Below are 25797 nucleotides of genomic sequence, written 5' to 3'. Positions count from 1 at the left end.
AAGTGCTAAACTCGCGCCCTTTTTCAGGAGGCCGCATGTCCTACGCCCCTACCAGCGAGGTGCTGCTGCGCCAGATCGAACGTTTCGCCGGCCGCGTGCTGCTGGCCGGCCTGCCCGCCGACGGCCTGCTCGGCGAGCTGCCCCAGGCCCTGGGCTGGAGCTGGCACGCCGGCGAGCAGCGGCTGCTGGACGGCCGCTACCCGGGGCGCTGCCATTTCGGCGTGACGCCGCCAAGCGGCGAGTTCGACGCCGCCGTGCTGTTCCTGCCCAAGTCCCGCGAGCTGACCGACTACCTGCTGGCCGCCCTGGCCAGCCGCGTGCCCGGCGGCCAGTTGTACCTGGTGGGCGAGAAACGCGCCGGCGTCGAACGCGCCGCCAAACAGCTCGGCGCCCTGGCCAAGGCCGCCAAGCTCGACAGCGCGCGGCACTGCCAGCTGTGGCACGCCAGCGTCGATGGCGCCCTGCCCTGTCCCGACCTGCACGCCCTGGCCCAGCGCTACAGCCTGGAACTGGCCGACGGCGAACTGCAGGTGGTCACCCTGCCCGGCGTGTTCAGCCACGGCCGCCTGGACCGCGGCAGCGCCCTGCTGCTGGAACACCTGGACGGCCTGCCCGAAGGCCACGTGCTGGACTTCGGCTGCGGCGCCGGCGTGCTCGGCGCGGTGCTCAAGCGCCGCTACCCGGCCAGCCGCCTGAGCCTGCTCGACGTCGACGCCTTCGCCCTGGAAAGCAGCCGCCTGACCCTCGCCGCCAACGGCCTGGAAGGCGAGGTGATCGGCGGCGACGGCATCGACGCGGCGCCCCCGGGCCTGGCCGCCATCGTCAGCAACCCGCCCTTCCACCAGGGCGTGCACACCGACTACCAGGCCAGCGAACGCCTGCTGCGCGAGGCCGCGCAGCACCTGCGGCCGGGCGGCGAACTGCGCCTGGTGGCCAACAGCTTCCTCAAGTACCCGCCGCTGATCGAACAGCACCTGGGCCCCTGCCGCAGCCTCGCCGAGGGCGACGGTTTCCGCATCTACAGCGGCCGCCGCCCCTGAGCCCGGGCGCCTCGTCGCGGGCCCACTACACTCCACCAGACCGAAAAGGGCGCGCCCAGCCGGCGCGCCTCACGAGCCGAGGATCGCCGTGAAAAGCACCGTGAAAGAAGCCGAGCTGACCTTCGTGAAGTCGCCGGAAAAGACCCCCGCGCACCTGAAGCGCTCGCTCAAGCCCAGGCACCTGAACATGATCGCCATCGGCGGCTCGATCGGCACCGGGCTGTTCGTCGCCTCCGGCAGCACCGTCGCCACCGCCGGCCCCGGCGGCGCGCTGCTGGCCTACGCGCTGATCGGCCTGATGGTGTTCTTCCTGATGACCAGCCTGGGCGAGATGGCCGCCTACATCCCCGACTCCGGCTCCTTCTCCACCTACGGCAGCCGCTTCATCGACGACGGTTTCGGCTTCGCCATGGGCTGGAACTACTGGTACAACTGGGCGGTGACCATCGCCGCGGAACTGGTGGCCGCGCAGTTGGTGATGCACTTCTGGTTCCCCGACGTGCCCGGCCTGTACTGGAGCGCGATCTTCCTGGCCATCATGTTCGGCCTCAACTTCTTCTCGGTGAAGGGCTTCGGCGAGAGCGAGTTCTGGTTCGCGCTGATCAAGGTGGTGGCCGTGGTGATCTTCATCGGCATCGGCCTGGCGAGCATCTTCGGCATCATGCACGGCATCGACTCCCCCGGCTTCAGCAACTTCACCACCGGCGATGCGCCCTTCGTCGGCGGCCTGCAGGCCATGGTCGGGGTGGCGATGATCGCCGGCTTCTCGTTCCAGGGCACCGAGCTGATCGGCGTCGCCGCCGGCGAGTCGGAGCACCCGCACAAGTCGATCCCCATCGCCATCCGCCAGGTGTTCTGGCGGATCCTGATGTTCTACATCCTGTCGATCTTCGTCATCGGCATGCTGATCCCCTACACCGATCCGAACCTGCTCAAGACCGACAGCAGCGACATCAGCACCTCGCCCTTCACCCTGCTCTTCGAGCGCGCCGGCCTGGCCGCGGCCGCCGGGGTGATGAACGCGGTGATCCTCTCGGCGATCCTCTCCGCCGGCAACTCGGGGATGTACGCCTCCACCCGCATGCTCTACACCATGGCCCTGCATGGCCAGGCGCCGCGCCTGTTCCGGCAGATCTCGCAGAGCGGCGTGCCGCGCTATGCGCTCTACGCCACCACGCTGATCGGCGGCCTGTGCTTCCTCAGCAGCTTCATCGGCGACAAGACCGTCTACACCTGGCTGCTCAACACCTCGGGCATGTGCGGCTTCATCGTCTGGCTGGGCATCGCCATTTCCCACTACCGCTTCCGCAAGGGCTACCTGCTGCAGGGTGGCAAGCTCGACGACCTGCCCTACCGCGCCAAGTGGTTCCCCTTCGGCCCGCTGTTCGCCTTCGCCCTGTGCCTGGCGATCACCCTCGGGCAGAACTACCAGGCGTTCGTCGGCGAGCACATCGACTGGACCGGGCTGGTCGCCACCTACGTCAGCCTGCCGCTGTTCCTCGCCATCTGGTGGGGCTACCGCCTGAAGAACGGCAGCCGCTTCGTCCGCTACGAGGAGATGGACGTCACCTCCGGCCGCGACGTCGACTGAAAGTCAGGCTTGCCCAAGCCGGACGACTTGGGCAGAATGCGCCCCGTCCTAGGGGAGTAGTCTCCCGCGAGCGGCTCCCGCCCTCGCCCGGCACGCGTCAACACACTTGGTCCGCAGACCATGGCGCGTGCGGCCCCAAGGCCCGCAGCAGTCGGGCCCGGGTTTGACAAGACCTATGACACGAGCGATCCGACCCGGGGTGGGCGGATGGCGCGTGTCATCGGTGATTAGTCGACCCGCCCCCTTAGGAAAGCCTGATGGAATCCCTGTTCGTCCCCATCCTGGTGGTTGCCCTCGCCGAAATCGGCGACAAGACGCAACTGCTCGCCCTCGTCCTCGCCGCGCGCTTCCGCAAGCCCTGGCCGATCATCGCCGGCATCGTCGTCGCTACCCTGGTCAACCACTTCGCTGCCGGCGCCGTGGGCAAATGGGTCTCCACCTTCTTCTCCGAAGCCGCCCTGAGCTGGCTGCTGGCCGCCTCCTTCCTGGCCGTGGCGGCCTGGACCCTGGTGCCGGACAAGCTGGATGACGACGAAGAGGGCGGCCTGAAGAGGTTCGGCCCCTTCCTCACCACGCTGATCGCCTTCTTCCTCGCCGAGATGGGCGACAAGACCCAGGTCGCCACCGTGATGCTGGCCGCGCAGTACCCGCACTTCTGGCTGGTGGTGCTGGGCACCACCATCGGCATGCTGCTGGCCAACGTGCCGGTGGTGCTGGCCGGCAACTTCGCCGCCGAGCGCCTGCCGCTGGCGCTGATCCGCCGCCTGGCCGCCTGCGCCTTCGCCGTGCTGGGCCTGGTCGCGGCCTGGCACGCCGCCCAGCTGTCAGGGCTGTTCTGACGGCCGCTTCGGCGTGGCGGCCAATGCCGCCGCCATGCCACAGGCCTACAGTGACAACTGTCGTCCCTAGCTGAAGGAAACAGCCATGACTGACAAGGACCTGAAACGCCTCGCCCGCCAGCACATCGACCTGAGCTGGAACAAGGGCCGCCTGGCCCTGGCCACCCAGCTGCACAGCCCGGACTTCCTCTACAAGAGCAGCTTCTCCGCCCAGCCCCTGGACAGCGCCGGCTACCGGCAGCTGATCGAGGGCATCCGCACGTCCATGGACGACCTGGAAGTGGTGGTCGAGGAATGCATCGGCGAGGGCCACAAGGTGTTCACCTGGAGCACCCTGGTCGGCACCATCAGCCGCCCCGCCTTCGGCTACCCGGCCAGCGACAAGGTGCTCAGCATCCCCGGCATGGCCCTGTGGGTATTCAACAGCCACGGCAAGCTGCAGGAGCTGTGCACGCTGATCGATATGGAAAGCTTCCGCAGCCAGATGGGCCTGCAGAACCGCCCGCTGGCGGAGCAGGCGCTGCCCTGAGGCAGCGCCCTTCTCTTGTAGGAGCGGACCTTGTCCACGATAGCCGGACGTATCGGCGCGTTTCGCGGATAGGATCCGTGCCTACACCCCCCACCCACGCCATTCCAATGTAGGAGCGCGCCCTGCGCGCGAATCGCGGGCAAGGCCCGCTCCTACAGTTTGCGGTAAGGCACGGCATTTCCCGTGCGGACATGGCGCAGTCGGCAAGACTGTTGCGCCTACAGGTACCCGTTGGCGTGGAACCAGTCGATGGCGCGGTGCAGGGTGTCTTCCAGCGGCACGTGGCTTTCGAAGCCGATTTCCTCGCGGGCCTTGCGGCCGTCGAGGAACTGCCCGCCGGCCATCACCTCGATGGCGGTGTCGTCCAGCAGCGGCAGCTTGCCGGTCAGGCGGTAGCGCCAGCGGCCCAGGGTGGCCAGCGCGCGGGCGCGGTGCAGCGGCATCGGCTGCGGCGCCGGGCGGCCCAGCAGGCGGGCGATGGTGGCGGTGAGCTCGGCCATCTCCACGTTGTGCCCGGTGAGCAGGTAGCGTTCGCCGATGCGCCCGCGCTCCAGGGTCATCAGCAGGCCGCGCCCCGCTTCGCCGGCGTCGATCACGTTGCGTCGGCCCGGCACGTAGTGGGACATCTCGCCGCGGCCGATGGCGGTGATCAGGCGCCCGGTGGTCGGCCCCATGTCCAGCTCGCCCAGCACCATGCCGGGAATCCCGATCACCACCGGCAGGCCGCCGCGGGCCTGTTCGCGGGCCTGTTCGTCCAGCGCCCACTTGCACATCACATAGGCACTCTTGCCGGTGGGCAGGCTCTCGTAGAACAGCCCCTCGTGGCCGGGCAGCCCCTGGGGGTGCATGGGCATGGCGAAGGCCGAGCCGACGTAGAGGATGCGCGACACCTTGTTGTGCTGGCAGGCCGCGTAGAAGTGGTTGGTCTGGTCCAGGGCGCTGGCCACCTCCTCCTGCCAGCGGCGCGGCCGCTGCGGGTAGTAGCCGGCGCTGAAGATCACCGCGTCCAGCCCGCTCAGGGCGCGTTCCAGCCCCTTGTAGTCGAACAGTTCGGCGACCCGGCATTCCGGCTCCAGGTAGGCCAGGCGCTGGATCTGCGAGGACGGACGGTGGATCAGCACCAGTTGGTGGCCGGCGGCCTTGATGGCGCGCGCGGCATGATGGCCGAGGAGCCCGGTGGCTCCGAGTACTGCGATTTTCACTGGCGCTCCCTGGTGATGGTCGAACCGGCCGCGCGGGCGGCCGGCTGCAACGGATCGACGGCGTCGATCCCCCCGCTCGTCAATTGCGGCCCTTGGCCTGCTCGTACAGCGGCATCACCTTGGGAATGGCGGCCTGCAGGTTGGCCATGCGCGTGCTGTCCGCCGGGTGGGTGCTGAGGATCTCCGGCGGCGCATCGCCGCCCGCCTTGCCCATCTTCTCCCACAGGGTCAGCGCGGCCTGGGGGTTGTAGCCGGCGCGGGCGGCCAGCTCCAGGCCGATGAGGTCGGCCTCGGTCTCGTTCTGCCGGCTGTTGGGCAGGGTCAGGCTGTACTGCACCACCTGGTCGGCCAGCTGCATGCTGGTCTGGCCCATGCCCAGCAGCGCGCCGCCGAGGTTCTCGCCCATCTGCACGGCGTAGGCCCGGGACATCTGCTCGCGGCCGTGCTCGCGCAGGGCGTGGGCGATCTCGTGGCCCATCACCGCGGCGATCTCGTCGTCGGTGAGCTTCAACTGGTCGATCAGGCCGCTGTAGAAGATGATCTTGCCGCCGGGGCCGCAGTTGGCGTTGAGCTCGTCGCTCTTGATCACGTTGACCTGCCAGTCCCAGCCCGGGGCGTCCTGGCGGAACGAGCCGGTCTGCGGGATGAGCCGCGCGGCCACGGCCTTGACGCGCTTGGCGTCGCTGCTGCCGTTGTCCAGCTTGCCCGCGGAAGTCGCGTCGGTGAGGGTCTTCTGGTACGACTGCGAGTACATCTGGTCGACCTGCTGGCTCGACAGCATGCTGAACATGTACTGCTTGCGCTCGACGCCGACGGCGCCGCCGCTGGTGGTGTTCACCTGTTGGCAGCCGGCCAGCAGCAGGGCCGCGGCCAGGCCGGCGAAACGGAATACGCTGGACATGATGCTCTCCTGAAGCATTGCATTCTCCCTTGGACAGCGCGCAATGGTAGGCCGCCCCCCGATGGCCGGCAACCGCTGTGCGAGGGAGACGACACAAGGGCGTTACAACCCATTACAAGGCATTTCCTAAGGAAACGCTGAAGTCCTGCCGATACAGCGGAACAGGCTGTCCCTGGTACGCGGGTATTTCGTCATGAAGTTCAAGTCGATCCAGTTTTCCGTGGTGGCGCTGGCGGGGGCCAGCGTGCTGGCAGTGGTGGTGGCGCTGGTGCTGTATGCCCTGTTCGCCGGCGGGCGCACCCAGACGCTGGTGCAGGAACGTACCCAGGCGCTGCTGGAAAAGGTCATCAACGAACGCCTGGTGGCCCTGGCGCGCGCCCAGGCCAGCCAGATCCAGCGCGAACTGGAATACCCGCTGACGGTGGTCAAGGGCCTGGCCCAGGCCAACATGCTGATGGACGGCAAGGACGCCGAAGGCAAGCCGCTGCTGGGCATCAGCCGCGGCGAGATGTCCAACCTGCTGCGCCAGACGGTGCAGCAGAACCCCAAGCTGCTGGACGCCTTCGCCGGCTGGGAACCCGGCGCCTTCGCCGGCCCCGACAGCCTCTACGCCGGGCAGACCGGCGCCGGCTACGACGCCAGCGGGCGCTTCATGCCCTGGTGGTACCGCAAGGCCGACGGCAGCCTCACCGTGGAAGCCATGGGCGACACCCTGGAAAGCCAGAAGGTGCTGCCCACCGGCGTGCGCGAGGGCGAGTACTACCTGTGCCCGAAGGAACGCCACAAGCCCTGTGTGATCGACCCGGCGCCCTATGAGATGGGCGGCAGGATGGTGCTGATGTCGTCCTTCAACGCGCCCATCCTGGTCGACGGCCAGTTCCGCGGCGCGGTGGGCGCCGACCTGTCCCTGGACTTCATCCAGGACCTGCTCAAGGCCGCCGACAGCACCCTGTACGACGGCGCCGGCGAACTCGCGCTGATCTCCGCCAACGGCCGCCTGGTGGCCTACACCAAGGACGCCGGCAAGCTCGGCGAACCGGCCGACAAGGTACTCGACGCCTCCCAGGCCGCCAGCCTCGGCAAGCTGCAGGGCGAGCAGCCGCTGTACCAGCAGGACGAAGCCCGCGATACCATCGCCGTGTTCCTGCCCTTCGCCATCGGCGACACCGGCACACGCTGGACGCTGATGCTGGAAATCCCGCGGCAGGCCGTGTTCGGCGAACTCAAGCAACTGCAGGGCGCGCTCAAGGCGCAGAGCGATTCCGACACCCTGGGCATGACCCTGGTCGGCCTGCTCATCGCCGCCGGCGGCCTGCTGGTGATCTGGCTGGTGGGCCACGGCATCGCCCGCCCGCTGCGCCAGCTGGTGGGCATGCTCGACGACATCGCCCAGGGCGAAGGCGACCTCACCCGCCGCCTCGCCAGCGAGCGCGCCGACGAGCTGGGCTCCATCGCCCGCGGCTTCAACACCTTCCTCGGCAAGCTGCAGGGCATGATCGGCCAGGTGGTGACCTCGGTGCAGCACGTCAGCGACTCCTCCGAGCACACCGCGGACATCGCCATCCGCACCAACCAGGGCGTGCAGAAGCAGCTGGCGGAGATCGAGCTGGTGGCCACCGCCGTCCACGAGATGACCGCCACCGCCCAGGACGTGGCGCGCAACGCCACCCACGCGGCGGAAGCGGCCAGCCACGCCGACCAGGCCGCGCACCAGGGCAGGCAGATAGTCGAGAGCAGCTCAGCGGCGATCCAGGCCCTGGCCACCGAGATCGGCCGCGCGGTCGGCGTAGTGCAGTCGCTGGCCCGCGACAGCGAGAACATCAACGCCATCCTGGTGGCCATCCGCGGCATCGCCGAGCAGACCAACCTGCTGGCGCTCAACGCCGCCATCGAGGCGGCGCGGGCTGGCGAGCAGGGCCGCGGCTTCGCCGTGGTGGCCGACGAGGTGCGCAACCTGGCGCAGAAGACCCAGCAGGCCACCCAGGAAATCCAGACGATGATCCAGCAACTGCAGAACGGCACCCGCGAAGTGGTACAGGTGATGCAGCAGAGCCAGGAGAAGACCGACGACAGCGTGCGCCACGCCCACGAGGCCGCCCAGGCGCTGGAGTCGATCACCCAGGCGGTATCGGTGATCAACGACATGAACACCCAGATCGCCAGCGCCGCCGAGGAACAGAGCGCGGTGGCCGAGGACATCAACCGCAACGTCGCCAACATCGGCCTGGTCGCCAACCAGGTGGCCGGCGGCGCCGACGAAGCCTCCCAGGCCAGCGCCGAGCTGACCAGGCTGGCCGAGCAGCAGCGGCGGCTGGTGAATCAGTTCAAGGTCTAGAGAGCCCCTCTCCCCAGCCCTCTCCCGCAAGCGGGAGAGGGGGCTGTCCCGAGTGGCCTGGAAGCCGGGCATCATCCCCACACCACGCACGCGCTAACGGCATGCGCGTAGGGCGCATAACGCCTACGGCGTTATCCGCCGTTTTCGCCGGGCGCCGGCATTCCGGGCCAACGGCGGATAACCGCGAACGCTTATTCGCCCTACGAACCAGGTGCCGGGCCCAAGAGCCCCTCTCCCGCAAGCGGGAGAGGGGCTGTCCCGAGTGGCCTGGAAGCCAGGCATCATCCTCACACCACGCACGCGCTAACGGCTGCGCGTAGGGCGCATAACGCCTATGGCGTTATCCGCCGTTTTGCCTCACAACGGCTCCGGCAACCGCTCGCACAACCGCGCCAGCGCCAGCGCCCAGGCCTGCTGGTCGTTCAGGCAGGGGATCAGCACCAGCTCCTCGCCGCCGGCGGCGATGAACTGTTCGCGGCCGCGCTGGCCGATTTCCTCCAGGGTCTCGATGCAGTCGGCGACGAAGGCCGGGCACATCACCAGCAGGCGCTTCACGCCCTGCTTCGCCAGGACCTCCAGCTGCGCATCGGTGTAGGGGCCGATCCATTTGGCGCGGCCCAGCCGCGACTGGAACGACACCGACCAGCGGCCCTTCTCCAGGCCCGCGCGCTCGGCGAACAGCTCCGCGGTGCGCAGGCACTGGCTGCGGTAGCACAGCGCCAGGACTTCCGGGCGCACGTGGCGGCTGTCGGCGGCGTCGAGGTCGTGGTTGCGGTCGCCCACCAGCTTGCGGATGTGCCGCTCGGGCAGGCCGTGGAAGCTCAGCAGCAGGTGGTCGTAGGGCTGCTCCAGGTAGGGCTGCACGCTGGTCACCAGTGCCTGCTGGTATTCCGGCTCGGCGTAGAACGGCGGCAGCACCATCAGGCGCATGCCATGCAGGCCGAGCTGGCGGATCAGCCGCCGGGCCTCCTCGATGACGGTGGTGGTGGTGCTGTCGGCGAACTGCGGGTACAGCGGCGCCAGGGTCACCCGGCGCACGCCCTGCTCGTAGAGGTCCAGCAGGGCGTTCTCGATGGACGGCTGGCCGTAGCGCATGGCCAGCGCCACCGGGCCATGCGGCCAGTACTTGCGCATGACCTGCTGCAGGCGGCGGCTGATCACCACCAGCGGCGAGCCCTGGTCCCACCAGATGGAGGCATAGGCATGCGCCGACTCCTCCGGGCGCTTGCGCAGGATCAGCGACACCAGCAGGCGCCGCGCCGGCCAGGGCAGGTCGACGACGTACGGGTCCATGAGGAACTGGTCCAGGTAACGGCGCACATCGGCCACCTCCGTCGAGGCCGGCGAGCCCAGGTTGACCAGCAGCAGGGCGTTGAGGGTCATGCAGCATCCTTAGTGACGGTGGGCGGCGGCCGCCGGGCGATGCGCGAGGACATCGCCGAGGGCGGCCGGCAGATCGTTGTAGCGGAACACGAAGCCGGCTTCCAGCAGGCGCCGTGGCTCCACGCGCTGGCCGCCGAGCAACAGCAGCGACAGCTCGCCGAGCAGGGTGCGCAGGGCGAAGGCCGGCACGCCCAGCAGGGTCGGGCGGTGCAGGGCCTGCCCCAGCGCCCGGGTGAAATCGCGGTTGCGCACCGGCTGCGGCGCGCAGGCATTATACGGACCGCTGGCGTCGCTTCGCTGCAAGAGAAAATCGATCAGGCCGATCATGTCCTCGATGTGCACCCAGGACATCCATTGCCGGCCGTTGCCCAGCTGGCCGCCCAGGCCGAAGCGGAAGGCCGGCAGCAGGCGGGCGAGGAAGCCGCCCTCCGGCGCCAGCACCAGCCCGGTGCGCAGGCGCACCACGCGGATGCCGAGGCCCTCGGCCTGCAGGGCGATCTGCTCCCAGGCCAGGCACAGCTCGCTGGCGAAATCCTCGCCTGCCGCCGCGCTGCCTTCGTCCAGTGGCCGCTCGCCGGCATCGCCGTACCAGCCCACCGCCGAGCCGCTGATCAGCACCGACGGCCGCTGCTTGCGCCCCTCCAGCCACTCCACCAGGCGCTCGCTGAGGCGTACCCGGCTGTCCCACAGCAACGCCTTGCGCCTTGCCGTCCAGGGCCGCTCGGCGATGGGCTCGCCGGCCAGGTTGACCACCGCGTCGACCGGCTCGTCGCCCACCGCCTCGAAGCTGGAAACGCCCCGCACCTCGCTGCCGCAAAGGTCGGCAACGCGCTCCGGGCGGCGGCTCAGCACCGTCAGCCGATGGCCGGCGGCGCTCCAGTGGCGGCACAGGCGGCGGCCGATCAGGCCGGTACCGCCGGTAATGAAGATGTGCATCTGAACCTCCTTGCGCTGAACTCCCACACCTACCATCAGTCTGGACGAGGGAACGGCGCTTGCATTACCGCACCCGTCCGAGTGTGGCGAACGTCTACGCTGTAAATGCCGGAACCGATACGCGACGCCCCCGAAGGAATGGCCACGAAGCGTGGACGGAATTCCGCTCGACCGTTCGAACGGCGACCGAACAACTATACAAATAAAACCGATTGTACAAGGTTGTTCGACTCGCTAACCTGAACACAACAACCTACGAGGCATGTCATGAGCGCCCCCATTGCCATCATTGGCACCGGAATCGCCGGACTCTCAGCCGCCCACGCCCTGCTCGACGCGGGACAGGAAGTCCAGCTCTTCGACAAGGGCCACGGCAGCGGCGGCCGCATGGCGAGCAAGCGCAGCGACGCTGGCGCGCTCGACCTCGGCGCCCAGTACTTCACCGCCCGCGACCGCCGCTTCCTCGACGCCATCCAGCACTGGCGCGACGCCGGCTGGGTCGCCGAGTGGGACCCGGCCCTGTACCAGTACCGCGACGGCATGCTCAGCCCGTCGCCGGACGAGCAGCCGCGCTGGGTCGGCACGCCGCGCATGAGCGCCATCACCCGTGCGCTGCTGCAGGGCCTGCAGGTCACCTTCTCCTGCCGCATCACCGAAGTCTTCCGCGGCGAGCACCACTGGCACCTGCAGGACTCCGAAGGCTGCAACCACGGCCCGTTCAGCCACGTCCTGGTCGCCACCCCGGCGCCCCAGGCCGCGGCGCTGCTGGCCGGCGCGCCCAAGCTGGCGGCGGCGGCGGCGAGCATCGCCATGGAGCCGACCTGGGCCGTGGCCCTGGGCTTCGCCGACCCCCTGCAGACGCCGGTGCAGGGCTGCTTCGTCCAGGAAGGCCCGCTGACCTGGATGGCCAGCAACCGCTGCAAGCCCGGCCGCGACGAGCACATGGACACCTGGGTACTGCACGCCAGCAGCAGCTGGAGCCGGCAGAACATCGACAAACCCAAGGAAACGGTCATCGAGCACCTGCTGGGCACCTTCGCCGAAATGATCGGCTGCGCGGTGCCGGCGCCGGTGTTCGCCCTGGCCCATCGCTGGCTCTATGCCCGGCCGCTGGAAGCGCACCAGCTGGGCGCGCTGGCCGACGCCGACCTGGGCATCTACGCCTGCGGCGACTGGTGCCTTTCCGGCCGCGTCGAGGGCGCCTGGCTGAGCGGCCTGGAAGCGGCCCGCCGGCTGCTGCAGCACCTCTGAGCCCGACGGCGCCCACCAGGGCGCCGCACCCTGTACAAGCAATTTGCCGCTGTACAACTCCCGGCCTATGCTGAAAAATAGTTGTACACGTGAAGCCTACTTGTACAGGGCCAGACCATGTCCACTTCCCCTCCCCGGCCCAGGCTCGGCATCAGCGCCTGCCTGCTCGGCGCGAACGTCCGCTACAACGGCGGGCACAAGGCTTCGCGCCTGTGCCTGGAGGACCTTGCCCGGCATTTCGATTTCGTCCCGCTGTGCCCGGAAGTCGCCATCGGCCTGGGCGTGCCGCGCCCGACCCTGCGCCTGGTCGGCGAGGCCGCCCGGCCGCGCGCCGTGGACAGCCGCGATGCGACCCTGGACCACAGTGCGGCATTGCGTCGCCATGGCGCGGAGCAGGCCGGCCAGCTGGACGAACTGGGCGGCTTCATCTTCATGCAGAAGTCCCCCTCCTGCGGCCTGCACCGCGTCAAGCTCTACCCCGACGACGGCCAGCCGCCCCTGGCGATTGCCCGCGGCCTGTTCGCCGAAGCCTTCTGCGCCGCCCGCCCCGAGCTGCCGGTGGAAGAGGAAGGCCGCCTGCACGATCCCCGCCTGCGCGAGAACTTCGTCACCCGCGTCTACGCCCATCTCGACTGGCTCGCCCTGTGCCGCGCCGGGCTGACGCACAAGGCGATCCTCGATTTCCACTCGCGCTACAAGTACCAGCTGCTCGCCCACCACCCGCGCCTGTACGCCGAGCTGGGCCACCAGCTGGCGGATATCGGCCGGCACCCGGCGGAGCATTTCGGCCCGCTGTACTACCGCACCTTCAGCCAGGCGCTGGGCCACTGCGCCAGCCGCGGCAGCCACAGCAACGTGCTGCAGCACCTGGCCGGCTACCTCAAGCGAGCCCTGGCGGCGGACGACCGCGCCGAACTGCAGCGGCTGATCGAGCAGTACCGCCACGGCGACGTGCCGCTGGTGGTGCCCCTGGCGCTGCTCAAGCACCACTTCCGCCGCCACCCGCACCCGTACATCGCCCGCCAGGCGTACCTGCAACCCCACCCCGAGGCCCTGGGTCTACGCAATGCCATCTGAACGAAGCGACACCCTTCCCGACGATTATCGCCAGGCGCTGGCCGCCGGCTGGCTGCCCATCAGCGAAGTGGCGCGGCGCACCGGGGTGAACCCGGTGACGCTGCGCGCCTGGGAGCGCCGCTACGGGCTGGTCGTCCCCCAGCGCACCGCCAAGGGCCACCGCCTGTACTCCACCGAGCAGCTGGAGCGCATCCGCCACGTCCTCACCTGGCTGGAACGCGGCGTGGCGGTGGGCAAGGTGCGCGACCTGCTCGACGAACCGCCACGGGCGGCAGCCGCAACCCACTCGCCCTGGGACGACCTGCGCCAGCAGGCGCTGGGCGCCATCGCCCGGCTCGACGAACAGCGCCTGGACGAGCTGTTCAACGGCGCCCTGTCGATCTACCCGGCGCAGACGCTGTGCGAGCACCTGATGCTGCCATTGCAGCGCGACCTCCAGCAGCGCTGGCAGGGCCAGTTCGGCAGCGGCCTGGAGCGCCTGCTCTACCATTCCTGGCTGCGCAGCAAGCTCGGCGGCCGCCTGTACCACTACAACCGCCAGCAGCAGGGGCGGCCACTGCTGCTGGTGAACCAGTCGGAGCACCCGCGGGAGACCGGCCACTGGCTGTGCGCCTGGCTGGCCAGCGCCGCCGGCTGCCCGGTGCAGGTGTTCGACGGCCCGCTGTCCTGCGCCGAGATCGCCCTGGTCGAACAGCGCCTGAACCCGCGCGCCCTGCTCCTCTACTCCGACCAGAGCCTGAGCCCGACGCACCTGGCGCGCCTGCTCGACGGCTGCATCTGCCCCACCCTGCTGGTGGGCGCCAGCGTGAACATCCACGCGCGGGAGCTGGCCGACCTGCAGCGCGGCAGCCACCCGGGCCTGCACCTGGCGCAGGACCCGCTGCAGGCGCGCGCCACCCTGCAGGCACTGGGCCTGCTCAACGGCGGGGGCGGCGAATGAGGCGCCAACTGCTCTGGCTGCGCAGCGACCTGCGCGTGCACGACAACACCGCCCTGGCCGCCGCGGCGCAGGCCGGTCCGGTCATCGCCTGCTACCTGCTCAGCCCCGGCCAGTGGCGCGCCCACGACGACTCGCCGAACAAGGTCGACTTCTGGTTGCGCAACCTGCAGGCGCTGCGGCACGACCTGGCGCGGCTGAACATCCCGCTGCTGGTGCGCGAAGCGGATACCTGGTGCCAGGCACCCGAAGTCCTGCTGCAGCTGTGCCAAACGCTGGGCATCGCCGCGGTACGGGTGAACGAGGAATACGGCCTCCACGAAAGCCGCCGCGACGAGACGGTGAAGCGGCGCCTGGCCGAAGCCGGGGTGGGCTTCCACAGCCACCTGGACCAGCTGTTCTTCGCCCCCGGCAGCCTGCTCACCCGCGGCGGCGCCTACTTCCAGGTCTTCAGCCAGTTCCGCAAGCTCTGCTACCAGCGCCTGGCCAGCGCCCTGCCCGCCTGCCTGCCGGCGCCGCCACCGCAGGCGCCACTGGACGTGGCCAGCGACCCCGTGCCCGACGAACTGCCCGGCTTCGCGCCCAGCGCCGCCCAGGCGCGCGAGTTCTGGCCCGCCGGGGAAAAGGCCGCCGGCGAGCGCCTGGCCGGCTTCGCCGAGGACGACCTGGCGCATTACCACGAACGACGCGACCGCCCAGACCTCGACGGTACCAGCCAGCTCTCCGCCTACCTGGCCGCCGGCGTGCTCTCGCCGCGCCAGTGCCTGCACGCGGCGCTGGCGAACAACCGGGGCGAGTTCGAGAGCGGCGGCCCGGGCCCCGTGGCCTGGATCAACGAGCTGCTCTGGCGCGAGTTCTACAAGCACATCCTGGTCGGCTTCCCGCAGGTCAGCCGCGGCCGCGCCTTCCGCGCACAGACCGAGGCACTGCCCTGGCGCCACGCGCCGGCGGACCTGGAAGCCTGGCAGCAGGGGCGTACCGGTTTCCCCATCATCGACGCGGCGATGCGCCAGTTGCTGGCCACCGGCTGGATGCACAACCGCCTGCGCATGCTCACGGCCATGTTCCTCAGCAAGAACCTGCTGATCGACTGGCGCGAAGGCGAACGCTGGTTCATGCGCCACCTGGTCGACGGCGACCTGGCGGCGAACAACGGCGGCTGGCAATGGAGCGCCTCCACGGGCACCGACGCCGCGCCCTACTTCCGCCTGTTCAACCCGCTGGCGCAGTCGCGCCGCTTCGATCCCCACGGGCGCTTCCTGCGCCAGTGGCTGCCGGAGCTGGCGCAACTGGACGGCGAAAGCCTGCACGAGCCATCGCGCCTGGGGCTGTTCGGCGCGCCCGGCTACCCGGCGCCGATGCTCGACCTGGCGGCGAGCCGCGAGCGGGTGCTGGAGGCTTTCCGCAATCTGCCGGGGGCTGAATCCGCCCAGGCGAGCACGGCTTCTCGTAGGAGCGAGGGGGGACGCCTAGTTCTTGCTCGCGAATGAGCCCCGCAGCGGAGTCTGTTCGCGAGCAAGCTCGCTCCTACGAAGAGCACTCCGGATGCGGTGCTACCCGCTCCTACATGGGAACGATGTGGGCGAGACGTCGGAGCGGATCTCATCCGCGAATCGTGCCGGGTTATCCGCCGTCGGCCGGAACACTAACGTCCGCCCTACGGATTTCCGGAGAATGGCTCGTAAACCCAGGGCATGAAAAAACCGGCCACCTGGGCCGGTTTTTTCGTACAGCAAAATTCTTACAGCGGATGGCTGTAGAACAGGCTGTAGGACTCGATGCCGTCGTTGGGCATCGACAGCCCGGCATTCGAGTAGTGGATGGCACGGATGCCCACCGACTGGCCGCCGGCGAACTTCAGGCCGAAGCCCAGGCGGTCCTCGAAGGCGAAGGCGCTGCCCAGGTCATGGTCGCCGACCTCGGAGCCGCTGAAGCCGGCGATGCCGATGCCGGCCTCGATGAAGGGCTTCACGCTGTCGCCATTGAACTGGTAGACGAACACCGGCGAGAAGGACAGCGAATAACGGGCACCCGCGCGGTCACCGGCGCCCCAGTAGGTGACGCCGGTGTCCCAGTAGCCGGTCAGGTGGCCGGTACCGCTTTCCCACCAGGTCTTGTCCCAGTCGAAACTCGCACCCAGGCGCAGGGCCACGTCGCCCTGGCCGGTGGCGCCTGCCGCGGCGGTCAGATTCGCGGCCTGCGCTGCGCCGGCGGCACCCACCATCATGATTGCGGCCAAGGCGGCCTGCGAGAGTAGCTTCTTCATCGAAAGATCCTTATGGATAAGCTGAATGAAAAATCCCCGCGAATAGCTAACGATTATAAGGCGAATTGCCAGATTAGGCCTGGGAATTGTCAGCAGATTGTTACGCCTCTTCAGAATCTGCTTTGCTTAATCGGCAAAAAATCTGACCGATCCATCAAGGCCCCACAACACCGGCAACACCCTCTCGAACATCTCGACCGCCCCGCTGGTGAAGAAGTGCGTTTTTTTTGCCGGCCCCAGTGCCTGCTGGCCACGGCCGACCAGCGATGCCTGCAGGTGGCGGGCCACCGCGGCGCCGGTGTCGATCAGCGACACCCCGCTCGGCAGCATCCGGCCCAGCAGCGGGCGCAGGAAGGGGTAATGGGTGCAGCCGAGGATCAGGGTGTCGCAGCCTTCGGCCAGCAGCGGCTCGACGAAGCCCTGGAGCAGTTCGCGGGTCTGCGGCCCGTCCAGGTCGCCGGCCTCGATGCGCTCGACCAGCCCCGGGCAGGGCTGGGTGACCACCCGCACGTCGCTGGCGAAGCGGTCGAGCAAGGCGGCGAAGCGTGCGCTCTTGAGGGTGCCGGTGGTGGCCAGCACGCCGACCACGCCGCTGCGGGTCGCCGCCGCGGCCGGCTTCACCGCCGGCTCCATGGCCAGGATCGGCAGCTGTGGATAACGCTCCCGCAGGTCGGAGGCGGCCGCCGCGGTGGCGGTGTTGCAGGCCAGCACCAGGGCCTTGCAGTCCTGGGCGATGAGGAATTCGGCGATACGCCGGCAGCGCTCGCGGATGTATTCCGGGGTTTTCTCGCCATAGGGCACGTGGCCGCAGTCGGCCAGGTACACCAGCGATTCGTCGGGCACCCGCGCGCGGATCTCGCGCAGCACCGAAAGGCCGCCGACGCCGGAGTCGAAGACGCCTATCGGCCGCTCGTCAGCCATGCGTTACGCCGCAGACCGAGCACTGCGGGTCGCGCTTCACGCGCAGCTCGCGGAAGCGCGTGCCCAAGGCGTCCACCAGCAACAGGCGGCCTACCAGCGGCTCGCCGAAGCCGGCCAGCAGCTTCAGCGCCTCCAGCGCCTGCAGGCTGCCCACCAGGCCCACCAGCGGCCCGACCACGCCGGCCTCGCTGCAGGTCAGCTCGGTTTCGCTGCCATGGCCGTAGAGGCAGTGGTAGCAGGGGCTGTCGTCGCGGCGCGGGTCGAACACCGAGAGCTGGCCTTCCAGACGGATGGCCGCGCCGCTGACCAGCGGCTTGCCGGCGGCGACGCAGGCGGCGTTGACCGCCTCGCGGGTGGAGAAGTTGTCGCAGCAGTCCAGCACCAGGTCGACCTGGGCCAGCACCGCGGCCAGGGAATCCCCGTCCAGCGCCTGGCGGTGCGGCACCAGCTTCACCTGCGGGTTGATGGCGGCCAGGCGGGCCATCGCCGAGTCCACCTTGCTGCGCCCGACCTGGGTGCTGTCGTGCACCACCTGGCGCTGCAGGTTGGTCACATCGACGCTGTCGAAGTCGGCCAGGTGCAGCTCGCCGACGCCGGCCGCGGCCAGGTACAGCGCCACCGGCGAGCCCAGGCCGCCGAGGCCGACGATCAGCGCACGGGCATTCTTCAGGCGCAGCTGGCCGTCGATGTCGATCTGCGGCAGGAGGATCTGCCGGCTGTAGCGCAGCAGTTCTTCGTCGTTCAACATGGCAGGCGCCCCAGACTGATGCGTTCGTGGCCGCCGAGGTCGCGGCGGCTTTCCACCTCGCGGAAACCATTGCCCAGCAGCAGGTCGCGCACCGCCGGGCCCTGGTCGTAGCCGTGCTCCAGCAGCAGCCAGCCGCCCGGCTCGAGGAAGCGCGGGGCCTGGCCGACGATCAGGCGGATGTCGTCGAGGCCGTCGGTGCCGGCCACCAGCGCGCTCTTCGGCTCGAAGCGCACGTCGCCCTGCTGCAGGTGCGGGTCGTTGCCGGGAATGTACGGCGGGTTGCCGACGATCAGGGCGAAGCGCTCGCCTTCCAGCGCGGAGAACCAGTGGCTCTGGCGGAAGCCGACATTGGCCAGGCGCAGGCGCTCGCGGTTGCGCTCGGCCAGGGCCACGGCCTCGGGAATGCGGTCGACGCCGGTGACCTGCCAGCTCAGGCGCTCGCAGGCCAAGGCCAGGGCGATGGCGCCGGTGCCGGTGCCCAGGTCGAGCACCCGCGCCGGGCTGGCCGGCACCAACTGCAGGGCGGCTTCCACCAGCAGCTCGGTGTCCGGGCGCGGGATCAGGGTGTGCGGCGCCACTTCCAGGTCCAGGCTCCAGAAGCCCTGGCGACCGAGGATGTAGGCCACCGGCTCGCCGGCGCGGCGGCGCGCCAGCCAGCCTTCGAAGCGTTCACGCACCTCGCGGTCGACCACCCGCTCCGGCCAGGTGCGCAGGAAGCTGCGCGGCTTGCCCAGGGCGGCGGCCAGCAGCAGCTCGGCGTCCAGGCGCGCGCTGGGCGAGTCGGGCAATTGCGCTTCGGCGAGCAGGGTCATGATGGTGGCCATGGCGCCTCAATCCCCCAGGGCGGCCAACTGGTCGGCCTGGTATTCCTGCAACAGCGGCTCGATCACCTGTTCCACTTCGCCTTCCATGACTTCGCCCAGGGAGTACAGGGTGAGGTTGATGCGGTGATCGGTGACCCGCCCCTGCGGGAAATTGTAGGTGCGAATGCGCTCGGAGCGGTCGCCCGAGCCCACCAGCAGCTTGCGGGTGCTGGCGATGGCCTGCTGCGCCGCGGCCTGCTGCTGGTCGTTGAGCTTGGCCGCCAGCCAGGCCATGGCCTTGGCGCGGTTCTTGTGCTGCGAACGCTCTTCCTGGCACTCCACCACGATGCCCGAGGGGATGTGGGTGATGCGCACGGCCGAGTCGGTCTTGTTCACGTGCTGGCCGCCGGCGCCGGAGGAGCGGTAGGTGTCCACCCGCAGGTCGGCCGGGTTGATCTCGATGGCCGCCTGCTCGTCGGGTTCCGGCAGCACCGCCACGGTGCAGGCGGAGGTGTGGATGCGGCCCTGGGACTCGGTCGCCGGCACGCGCTGCACGCGGTGCGCGCCGGATTCGAACTTGAGCTTGGCGTAGACGCTGTCGCCCTCGACGCGGGCGATCACTTCCTTGTAGCCGCCGTGCTCGCCCTCGTTCTCCGAGAGCACCTCGACGCGCCAGCCCTGGCGCTCGGCATAGCGCGAGTACATGCGGAACAGGTCGCCGGAGAAGATCGCCGCCTCGTCGCCGCCGGTGCCGGCGCGGATTTCCAGGAACACGTTGCGCCCGTCGTTCGGGTCCTTGGGCAGCAGCATGCGTTGCAGGCGGTCTTCCAGCTCGATCAGGGAGGCCTTGGCGCTGGCGACCTCTTCCTCGGCCATCTCGCGCAGGTCCGGGTCACTGTCCTTGAGCAGCGCCTGGGCGCCCTCGAGGTCGGCCTGGGTCTTGCGGAAGTCGCGGAACGCCAGGATCACCGGCTCGACTTCGGCGAACTCGCGGGAATAGGCACGGAACTTGGTCTGGTCGCTGATCACCTCGGCGTCGCCGAGCAGAGCGGTGAGCTCCTCGTAGCGGTCGCTGAGGTTGTCCAGCTTGGTCAGCAGGGAGGCTTTCATCGCTTCTCAAGGCCCTCCTCGAGGGCGAACAGTTCCTGCGCCAGGGCCAGCGCATCGATGCGGCCCTCGGCGGAGAGTTTCTTCATCTGCACGCTGGGGGCGTGCAGCAGCTTGTTGGTCAGGCCGCGGGCCAGCTGGGCGAGGATGTCGCCGGGGTCGCCGCCGTTGGCCAGCAGGCGCTGGGCCTTCTGCAGTTCCTCGTCGCGCAGGCGCTCGGCCTGCTGGCGGTAGGCGCGCAGCACGTCCACCGCGGCCAGCTCGCGCAGGCGCTGCATGAACTCGACGACGCCCTCGCCCACCAGTTCCTCGGCGGCCTGGGCCGCGCCCTGGCGGCTCTTGAGGTTCTCGGCGACCACTTCGTGGAGGTCGTCGACGCTATAGAGGTAGACGTCGTCCAGCTCGCCGACTTCCGGCTCGATGTCGCGCGGCACGGCGATGTCGACCATGAACATCGGCTTGTGCCGGCGCTGCTTGAGCGCCCGCTCCACCGCGCCCTTGCCGAGGATCGGCAACTGGCTGGCGGTGGAGCTGATGACGATGTCGCTGTGCGCCAGGTGCTCGGGCATGTCCGCCAGCAGGATGGCCTCGGCACCCAGCTCCTGGGCCAGCAGGCTGGCGCGCTCGAGGGTGCGGTTGGCCACCACGATGCGCTTCACGCCCTGCTCGTGCAGGTGACGGGCGACCAGGGTGATGGTCTCGCCGGCGCCGATCAGCAGCGCCTGGCTGCGGTGCAGGTCGCTGAAGATCTGCCGCGCCAGGCTGACCGCGGCGAAGGCCACCGACACCGGGTTCTCGCCGATGGCGGTGTCGGTGCGCACGGTCTTGGCGGTGCTGAAGGTGGCCTGGAACAGGCGGCCGAGCATCGGGCCTATGGTGCCGGCCTCGCGGGCCACGGCGTAGGCGGACTTCATCTGGCCGAGGATCTGCGGCTCGCCCAGCACCATGGAGTCCAGGCCGGCGGCCACGCGCATCATGTGGCGCACCGCGTCCTCGTCCTCGTGCACGTAAGCGCAGCTGCGCAGCTCGTCCAGGCTCAGGCGGTGGTAGTCGGCCAGCCAGGCCAGCACGTCCTCGGCCTCCGGGTGCTCCAGCTCCAGGTAGAGTTCGCTGCGGTTGCAGGTGGAAAGGATCGCCGCCTCGCGGCTGGCGGTCAGCCGGCAGAGCAACTGCAGGGCCTCGACCATCTGCCCGGGCGTGAACGCCACGCGCTCACGGACGGCCACCGAAGCTGTCTTGTGGTTGATGCCAAGGGCAATGAAGGCCATGCGGGATCGCTGAGGTAATTCAGGAAGCCCGCAATTGTCCTACGTCGACCGGTAGAGGACAACCACCGCAATACAAGCAGTCGATCTGTGCGTCTATGCTGGGTTTTGGCTGCCCCCACCCCATGGGCTTGCCGAATGGCTTATGTCATGATGGGGCACAACCCGCCGTCCAGGTCCCTCTCTTTCGTCTATGAACAAATCCCTAGCGCTGCTGACCGCCCTGTTGCTGCTCGGTGGCTGCCAATCCATGCTGCACAAGGAACCGGCGCCGAAGCCGGCCAAGGACAGTGCGGCCAGCGCGGAGAAGGGCCGCAAGTACGGTTCCTTCAGCGAGGACACCCTGTATTCCCTGCTGGTGGCGGAGATCGCCGGCCAGCGCAACCGCTTCGACATCGCCCTGGCCAACTACGTCGACCAGGCCAGGCAGACCCAGGACCCGGGCGTGGCCGAGCGCGCCTTCCGCATCGCCGAGTACCTGGGCGCCGACCAGGAAGCCCTGGACACCTCGCTGATCTGGGCCAAGGCCGCCCCCGACGACCTCGACGCGCAGCGCGCCGCCGCCCTTCAGCTGGCGCGCACCGGCCAGTACGACGAATCCATGGTGTACATGGAGAAGGTCCTCAACGGCCAGGGCGACACCCACTTCGACTTCCTCGCCCTGTCCGCCGCGGAAACCGACGCGGACACCCGCGCCGGCCTGCTGCAGAGCTTCGACCGCCTGCTGAAGAAGTACCCCGACAACGGCCAGCTGCTGTTCGGCAAGGCCTTGCTGCTGCAGCAGGACGGCCGCCCGCAGGAGGCCCTGAGCCTGCTGGAGAGCAAGCCGGCCAGCCGCCATGACGTGGCCCCCATGCTGCTGCGCGCGCGCCTGCTGCAGAGCATGAAGCGCAGCGACGAGGCCCTGCCGCTGCTCAAGGCCGGCATCAAGGAACACCCGGACGACAAGCGCGTACGCCTGGCCTACGCCCGCCTGCTGGTGGAGCAGAACCGCCTGGACGACGCCAAGGCCGAGTTCTCCGCCCTGGTGCAGCAGTTCCCCGACGACGACGACCTGCGCTTCTCCCTGGCCCTGGTGTGCCTGGAAGCCCAGGCCTGGAACGAAGCCAAGGTCTACCTGCAGGAACTGGTCGAGCGCGACAGCCACACCGACGCCGCGCACTTCAACCTCGGCCGCCTCGCCGAGGAACAGAAGGACCCGGAAACCGCGCTCAAGGAATACGCCCAGGTCGGCCCGGGCAACGACTTCCTCCCGGCGCAGCTGCGCCAGAGCGAGATACTCATGGACTCCGGGCGCAGCGCGGAAGCCTCGCGACGCCTGGCCGAGGCCCGCGAGCGCCAGCCCGACTACGCCATCCAGCTGTACCTGATCGAGGCCGAGGGCCTGTCCAACCGCAACCAGGCCGACCGCGCCTGGCAGATCATCGAGCAGGGCACCAAGCAGTTCCCCGACGACCTCAACCTGCTCTACACCCGCTCCATGCTGGCGGAGAAGCGCGACGACCTGGTGCAGATGGAGAAGGACCTGCGCCTGATCATCCAGCGCGAGCCGGACAACGCCATGGCGCTCAACGCCCTGGGCTACACCCTGGCCGACCGCACCACGCGCTACGACGAGGCCCGCGAGCTGATCCAGAAGGCCCACCAGTTGAACCCGGACGACCCGGCCATCCTCGACAGCCTGGGCTGGGTCAACTACCGCCTGGGCAACCTGGACCAGGCCGAGACCTACCTGCGCCAGGCCCTGGAGAAATTCCCCGACCACGAAGTGGCCGCGCACCTGGGCGAAGTGCTCTGGGCCCGCGGCAAGCAGCGCGAGGCCCGCGAAGTCTGGAGCGCCGCCCTGCAGAACCAGCCCGACAGCCCGGTGCTGCGCGACACCCTGCTGCGCCTGACCGGGTCCAAGACCCCCTGAGATTTCCCATGCGTCTGATTCACGTCCTTGGCGCCGCCGCCCTGCTCCTGCTCAGCGGCTGCGCCGGCTTCACCACCCAGGAAGCCCTGCAAGGCCAGGGCAACGCCGACAGCTGGAAGACCCACAAGGAACGCGTCGCCGCCCTCGACGGCTGGCAGATCGACGGCAAGGTCGGCATCCGCGCCCCGAAGGACTCCGGCAGCGGCACCCTGTTCTGGCTGCAACGCCAGGGCTACTACGACATCCGCCTGTCCGGCCCGCTGGGCCGCGGCGCCGCGCGCCTGACCGGGCGCGAGGGCGCGGTGACCCTGGAAGTCGCCGGGCAAGGCCGCTACCAAGCCGAGTCCCCCGAGGCCCTGCTGGAGCAGCAGATGGGCTGGCGCCTGCCGGTGTCCCACCTGCTCTGGTGGGTGCGCGGCCTGCCGGCGCCGGACAGCAAGAGCCGCCTGACCCTCGACAGCGACAGCCGCCTGGCGCGCCTGGAGCAGGACGGCTGGGACGTGGAATACAGCAGCTACGCCCAGCAGGACGGCTACTGGCTGCCCGAGCGCCTGAAGCTGCACGGCAAGAACCTGGACGTCACCCTGGTGATCAAGAGCTGGCAACCGCGCCTGCTCGGCCAGGCGCACTGACATGCAAGCGCGCCTGACCCTGCCGGCCCCGGCCAAGCTCAACCTGTTCCTGCACGTCCTCGGCCGCCGCGCCGACGGCTACCACGAGTTGCAGACGCTGTTCCAGTTCCTCGACCACGCCGACGAACTGCACTTCGCCCCGCGCGAGGACGGGCAGATCCGCCTGCACACCGAAATCCCCGGCGTGCCCCACGACAGCAACCTGATCGTCCGCGCCGCGCGCCAGTTGCAGGAGCAGTCCGGCTGTCGGCTGGGCGCCGACATCTGGCTGGACAAGCGCCTGCCCATGGGCGGCGGCATCGGCGGCGGCAGTTCCGACGCCGCCACCACCCTGGTCGGCCTCAACCACCTCTGGCAACTGGGCTGGGACGAGGACCGCCTGGCGGCCCTGGGCCTGGGCCTAGGCGCCGACGTGCCGGTGTTCGTGCGTGGCCGCGCGGCCTTCGCCGAAGGGGTGGGCGAGCGGCTCACGCCGGTCGAGCTGGAGGAGCCCTGGTTCCTCGTCGTCGTGCCGCAAGTCTTTGTCAGCACAGCAGAAGTTTTCTCCGATCCCGAGTTGACACGGGATACTCCGCCCATTAAAGTTCGCAGCCTTCTCGGGGTGGACGGTCGAAACGACTGTCAGACGGTCGTCGAGAAACGTTACCCAGCTGTACGTAACGCGCTGATGTTGTTGAACAAATTCACATCGGCCAGATTGACCGGAACCGGAGCTTGTGTGTTTGGGAGCTTCCCAAACCAGGGCGATGCTGATAAAGTTCGCCGCCAACTTCCGGCCACTCTGCCAAGCTTCGTCGCACGGGGTCGCAACACCTCTCTGTTGCATCGCAAGCTTCAAGAGCTGACCTGAGAAGGAATGCAGAGCATTCGGTTGTACGATACAGGGGCGTCGCCAAGCGGTAAGGCAGCAGGTTTTGATCCTGCCATGCGTTGGTTCGAATCCAGCCGCCCCTGCCATTAACCCCACGGGGGGTTGCGTACGACGGTAACGGAAGCGCTGCACAGCAAAATTCATAGGGGCGTCGCCAAGCGGTAAGGCAGCAGGTTTTGATCCTGCCATGCGTTGGTTCGAATCCAGCCGCCCCTGCCATATACAAAAAAGCTGTTCAAAAGCCACGGCCTTTGAACAGCTTTTTGGTTCATCAGGCCCACCCTCAGCCGGCAGGTACTGCGCGTGTCCAAGATGATGGTCTTCACGGGGAACGCCAACCCCGACCTGGCACGCCGAGTCGTGCGTCAACTGCACATTCCCCTCGGTGATGTTTCCGTCGGCAAGTTCTCCGATGGCGAAATCAGTGTCGAGATCAACGAAAACGTCCGCGGCAAGGACGTCTTCCTGATCCAGCCGACCTGCGCTCCGACCAACGACAACCTGATGGAACTGGTGGTGATGGCCGATGCCTTCCGCCGCTCCTCGGCCACTCGTATCACCGCGGTCATCCCCTACTTCGGCTATGCCCGCCAGGATCGCCGTCCGCGTTCCGCCCGCGTGGCCATCAGCGCCAAGGTCGTGGCCGACATGCTGACCGTCGTGGGCGTCAACCGCGTCCTCACCGTCGACCTGCACGCCGACCAGATCCAGGGCTTCTTCGATATCCCCGTCGACAACATCTACGGCTCGCCCGTACTGGTCGACGACATCGAGGACCAGCGCTTCGAGAACCTGATGATCGTCTCCCCGGACATCGGTGGCGTGGTGCGCGCCCGCGCCGTCGCCAAGTCCCTGGGCGTCGACCTGGCCATCATCGACAAGCGTCGTCCGAAGGCCAACCAGTCCGAAGTCATGCACATCATCGGTGATGTCGAAGGCCGTACCTGCGTACTGGTCGACGACATGGTCGATACCGCCGGCACCCTCGGCCACGCCGCCAAGGCTCTGAAAGAGCACGGCGCCGCCAAGGTCATCGCCTACTGCACCCACCCGGTGCTGTCGGGCCGTGCCATCGAGAACATCGAGGGTTCCGTACTGGACGAGCTGGTGGTGACCAACACCATCCCGCTGTCCGCCGCTGCCCAGGCCTGTGGCCGCATCCGTCAACTGGACATCGCGCCGGTCGTCGCCGAAGCCATGCGCCGGATCAGCAACGAAGAATCGATCAGCGCCATGTTCCGCTGAGGA

23 protein-coding genes, 2 tRNA genes and 1 riboswitch are annotated in these 25797 nt (G+C 68.8%); of the genes, 15 read left to right on the top strand and 10 right to left on the bottom strand.

What is annotated here, in order from left to right; all coding sequences use genetic code 11:
- Positions 1-35: 35 nt before the first annotated feature.
- From DK254_RS26725 to DK254_RS26710, 4 genes are all read left to right on the top strand, one after another.
- On the top strand, positions 36-1040 hold the full coding sequence (locus DK254_RS26725; protein ID WP_109936248.1) for a class I SAM-dependent methyltransferase: 1005 nt from the start codon (positions 36-38) through the stop codon (positions 1038-1040).
- Positions 1041-1164: 124 nt separating this feature from the next.
- Positions 1165-2631: an amino acid permease gene (locus DK254_RS26720; protein ID WP_109937310.1), complete on the top strand. Its 1467-nt coding sequence runs from the start codon at positions 1165-1167 to the stop codon at positions 2629-2631.
- 39 nt (positions 2632-2670) lie between these two features.
- A riboswitch (yybP-ykoY riboswitch) is annotated at positions 2671-2808 on the top strand.
- An 80-nt stretch (positions 2809-2888) separates the two neighbouring features.
- On the top strand, positions 2889-3470 hold the full coding sequence (locus DK254_RS26715) for a TMEM165/GDT1 family protein (RefSeq protein ID WP_109936247.1): 582 nt from the start codon (positions 2889-2891) through the stop codon (positions 3468-3470).
- 85 nt (positions 3471-3555) lie between these two features.
- Positions 3556-3999 carry a ketosteroid isomerase-related protein gene (locus tag DK254_RS26710; RefSeq protein ID WP_109936246.1) on the top strand — a complete coding sequence of 148 codons (444 nt, stop codon included), beginning with the start codon at positions 3556-3558 and terminating at the stop codon, positions 3997-3999.
- 218 nt (positions 4000-4217) lie between these two features.
- On the opposite strand, the gene DK254_RS26705 is transcribed toward DK254_RS26710, so the two are convergent.
- Together DK254_RS26705 and DK254_RS26700 are read right to left on the bottom strand one after the other, a co-directional pair.
- Positions 4218-5201 (bottom strand): NAD-dependent epimerase/dehydratase family protein, encoded by a 984-nt coding sequence (locus DK254_RS26705; RefSeq protein WP_109936245.1) that lies wholly within the window; start codon positions 5199-5201, stop codon positions 4218-4220.
- 79 nt (positions 5202-5280) lie between these two features.
- On the bottom strand, positions 5281-6102 hold the full coding sequence (locus DK254_RS26700; protein WP_109937309.1) for a M48 family metallopeptidase: 822 nt from the start codon (positions 6100-6102) through the stop codon (positions 5281-5283).
- Between the two features lie 193 nt (positions 6103-6295).
- Between DK254_RS26700 and DK254_RS26695 the strand changes: the two genes are divergently transcribed.
- Complete coding sequence (locus DK254_RS26695) at positions 6296-8437, top strand: methyl-accepting chemotaxis protein (protein ID WP_109936244.1); 2142 nt, start codon at positions 6296-6298, stop codon at positions 8435-8437.
- A gap of 357 nt (positions 8438-8794) precedes the next feature.
- Here the strand turns inward: DK254_RS26695 and hemH are convergent, their stop codons facing one another.
- Positions 8795-9820: a ferrochelatase gene (hemH, locus tag DK254_RS26690; RefSeq protein ID WP_109936243.1), complete on the bottom strand. Its 1026-nt coding sequence runs from the start codon at positions 9818-9820 to the stop codon at positions 8795-8797.
- 9 nt (positions 9821-9829) lie between these two features.
- On the bottom strand, positions 9830-10756 hold the full coding sequence (locus DK254_RS26685; RefSeq protein ID WP_109936242.1) for a TIGR01777 family oxidoreductase: 927 nt from the start codon (positions 10754-10756) through the stop codon (positions 9830-9832).
- 267 nt (positions 10757-11023) lie between these two features.
- On the opposite strand from DK254_RS26685, the gene DK254_RS26680 reads away from it, so the two are divergent.
- From DK254_RS26680 to phrB, 4 genes are all read left to right on the top strand, one after another.
- Positions 11024-12007, top strand: coding sequence for an NAD(P)/FAD-dependent oxidoreductase (locus DK254_RS26680; protein ID WP_109936241.1), 984 nt, complete (start codon positions 11024-11026; stop codon positions 12005-12007).
- A 117-nt stretch (positions 12008-12124) separates the two neighbouring features.
- A complete protein-coding gene (locus DK254_RS26675; protein WP_109936240.1) occupies positions 12125-13084 on the top strand; it encodes a DUF523 and DUF1722 domain-containing protein in 960 nt (319 codons plus the stop codon).
- Positions 13074-14024 (top strand): MerR family transcriptional regulator, encoded by a 951-nt coding sequence (locus DK254_RS26670; protein ID WP_109936239.1) that lies wholly within the window; start codon positions 13074-13076, stop codon positions 14022-14024. The genes DK254_RS26675 and DK254_RS26670 overlap by 11 nt, the downstream gene beginning before the upstream one ends.
- Positions 14021-15511: a deoxyribodipyrimidine photo-lyase gene (phrB, locus tag DK254_RS26665; RefSeq protein WP_256595963.1), complete on the top strand. Its 1491-nt coding sequence runs from the start codon at positions 14021-14023 to the stop codon at positions 15509-15511. Before DK254_RS26670 ends, phrB begins: the two co-directional genes overlap by 4 nt.
- A gap of 251 nt (positions 15512-15762) precedes the next feature.
- Here phrB and DK254_RS26660 read toward each other — a convergent pair whose 3' ends face one another.
- From DK254_RS26660 to hemA, 6 genes are all read right to left on the bottom strand, one after another.
- Positions 15763-16287 carry an acyloxyacyl hydrolase gene (locus DK254_RS26660; RefSeq protein WP_109936238.1) on the bottom strand — a complete coding sequence of 175 codons (525 nt, stop codon included), beginning with the start codon at positions 16285-16287 and terminating at the stop codon, positions 15763-15765.
- 126 nt (positions 16288-16413) lie between these two features.
- Positions 16414-17208 carry a glutamate racemase gene (murI, locus tag DK254_RS26655; RefSeq protein ID WP_109936237.1) on the bottom strand — a complete coding sequence of 265 codons (795 nt, stop codon included), beginning with the start codon at positions 17206-17208 and terminating at the stop codon, positions 16414-16416.
- Positions 17201-17956: a molybdopterin-synthase adenylyltransferase MoeB gene (locus DK254_RS26650; RefSeq protein ID WP_109936236.1), complete on the bottom strand. Its 756-nt coding sequence runs from the start codon at positions 17954-17956 to the stop codon at positions 17201-17203. Before DK254_RS26650 ends, murI begins: the two co-directional genes overlap by 8 nt.
- Positions 17950-18780, bottom strand: a complete 831-nt coding sequence (prmC, locus tag DK254_RS26645) for a peptide chain release factor N(5)-glutamine methyltransferase (RefSeq protein ID WP_109936235.1) — start codon at positions 18778-18780, stop codon at positions 17950-17952. The genes DK254_RS26650 and prmC overlap by 7 nt, the downstream gene beginning before the upstream one ends.
- Positions 18781-18786: 6 nt before the next feature.
- A complete protein-coding gene (prfA, locus tag DK254_RS26640) occupies positions 18787-19869 on the bottom strand; it encodes a peptide chain release factor 1 (RefSeq protein ID WP_109936234.1) in 1083 nt (360 codons plus the stop codon).
- Positions 19866-21134 carry a glutamyl-tRNA reductase gene (gene hemA, locus DK254_RS26635; RefSeq protein WP_109936233.1) on the bottom strand — a complete coding sequence of 423 codons (1269 nt, stop codon included), beginning with the start codon at positions 21132-21134 and terminating at the stop codon, positions 19866-19868. The genes prfA and hemA overlap by 4 nt, the downstream gene beginning before the upstream one ends.
- A gap of 190 nt (positions 21135-21324) precedes the next feature.
- Between hemA and DK254_RS26630 the strand changes: the two genes are divergently transcribed.
- The 6 genes from DK254_RS26630 to DK254_RS26605 all read left to right on the top strand — a co-directional run bounded on the left by DK254_RS26630 (position 21325) and on the right by DK254_RS26605 (position 25794).
- The gene (locus DK254_RS26630; protein WP_109936232.1) at positions 21325-23046 is read left to right on the top strand and encodes a tetratricopeptide repeat protein; all 1722 of its coding nucleotides are present in this window, start codon (positions 21325-21327) and stop codon (positions 23044-23046) included.
- A gap of 8 nt (positions 23047-23054) precedes the next feature.
- Positions 23055-23678: a lipoprotein insertase outer membrane protein LolB gene (gene lolB / locus DK254_RS26625; RefSeq protein WP_109936231.1), complete on the top strand. Its 624-nt coding sequence runs from the start codon at positions 23055-23057 to the stop codon at positions 23676-23678.
- Position 23679: 1 nt separating this feature from the next.
- On the top strand, positions 23680-24528 hold the full coding sequence (ispE, locus tag DK254_RS26620; protein ID WP_109936230.1) for a 4-(cytidine 5'-diphospho)-2-C-methyl-D-erythritol kinase: 849 nt from the start codon (positions 23680-23682) through the stop codon (positions 24526-24528).
- A 32-nt stretch (positions 24529-24560) separates the two neighbouring features.
- Positions 24561-24635 (top strand) — tRNA-Gln (locus DK254_RS26615).
- 58 nt (positions 24636-24693) lie between these two features.
- A tRNA-Gln gene (locus DK254_RS26610) sits at positions 24694-24768 on the top strand.
- Between the two features lie 84 nt (positions 24769-24852).
- Complete coding sequence (locus DK254_RS26605) at positions 24853-25794, top strand: ribose-phosphate pyrophosphokinase (RefSeq protein WP_024128138.1); 942 nt, start codon at positions 24853-24855, stop codon at positions 25792-25794.
- The last annotated feature ends 3 nt before the right edge of the window (positions 25795-25797 follow it).

The organism is Pseudomonas sp. RW407 (assembly GCF_003176655.1).
Classification (GTDB): domain Bacteria; phylum Pseudomonadota; class Gammaproteobacteria; order Pseudomonadales; family Pseudomonadaceae; genus Pseudomonas; species Pseudomonas delhiensis.
Note: the sequence above shows the minus strand (reverse complement) of the source record. Positions and strands in the feature narration are given on the sequence as shown.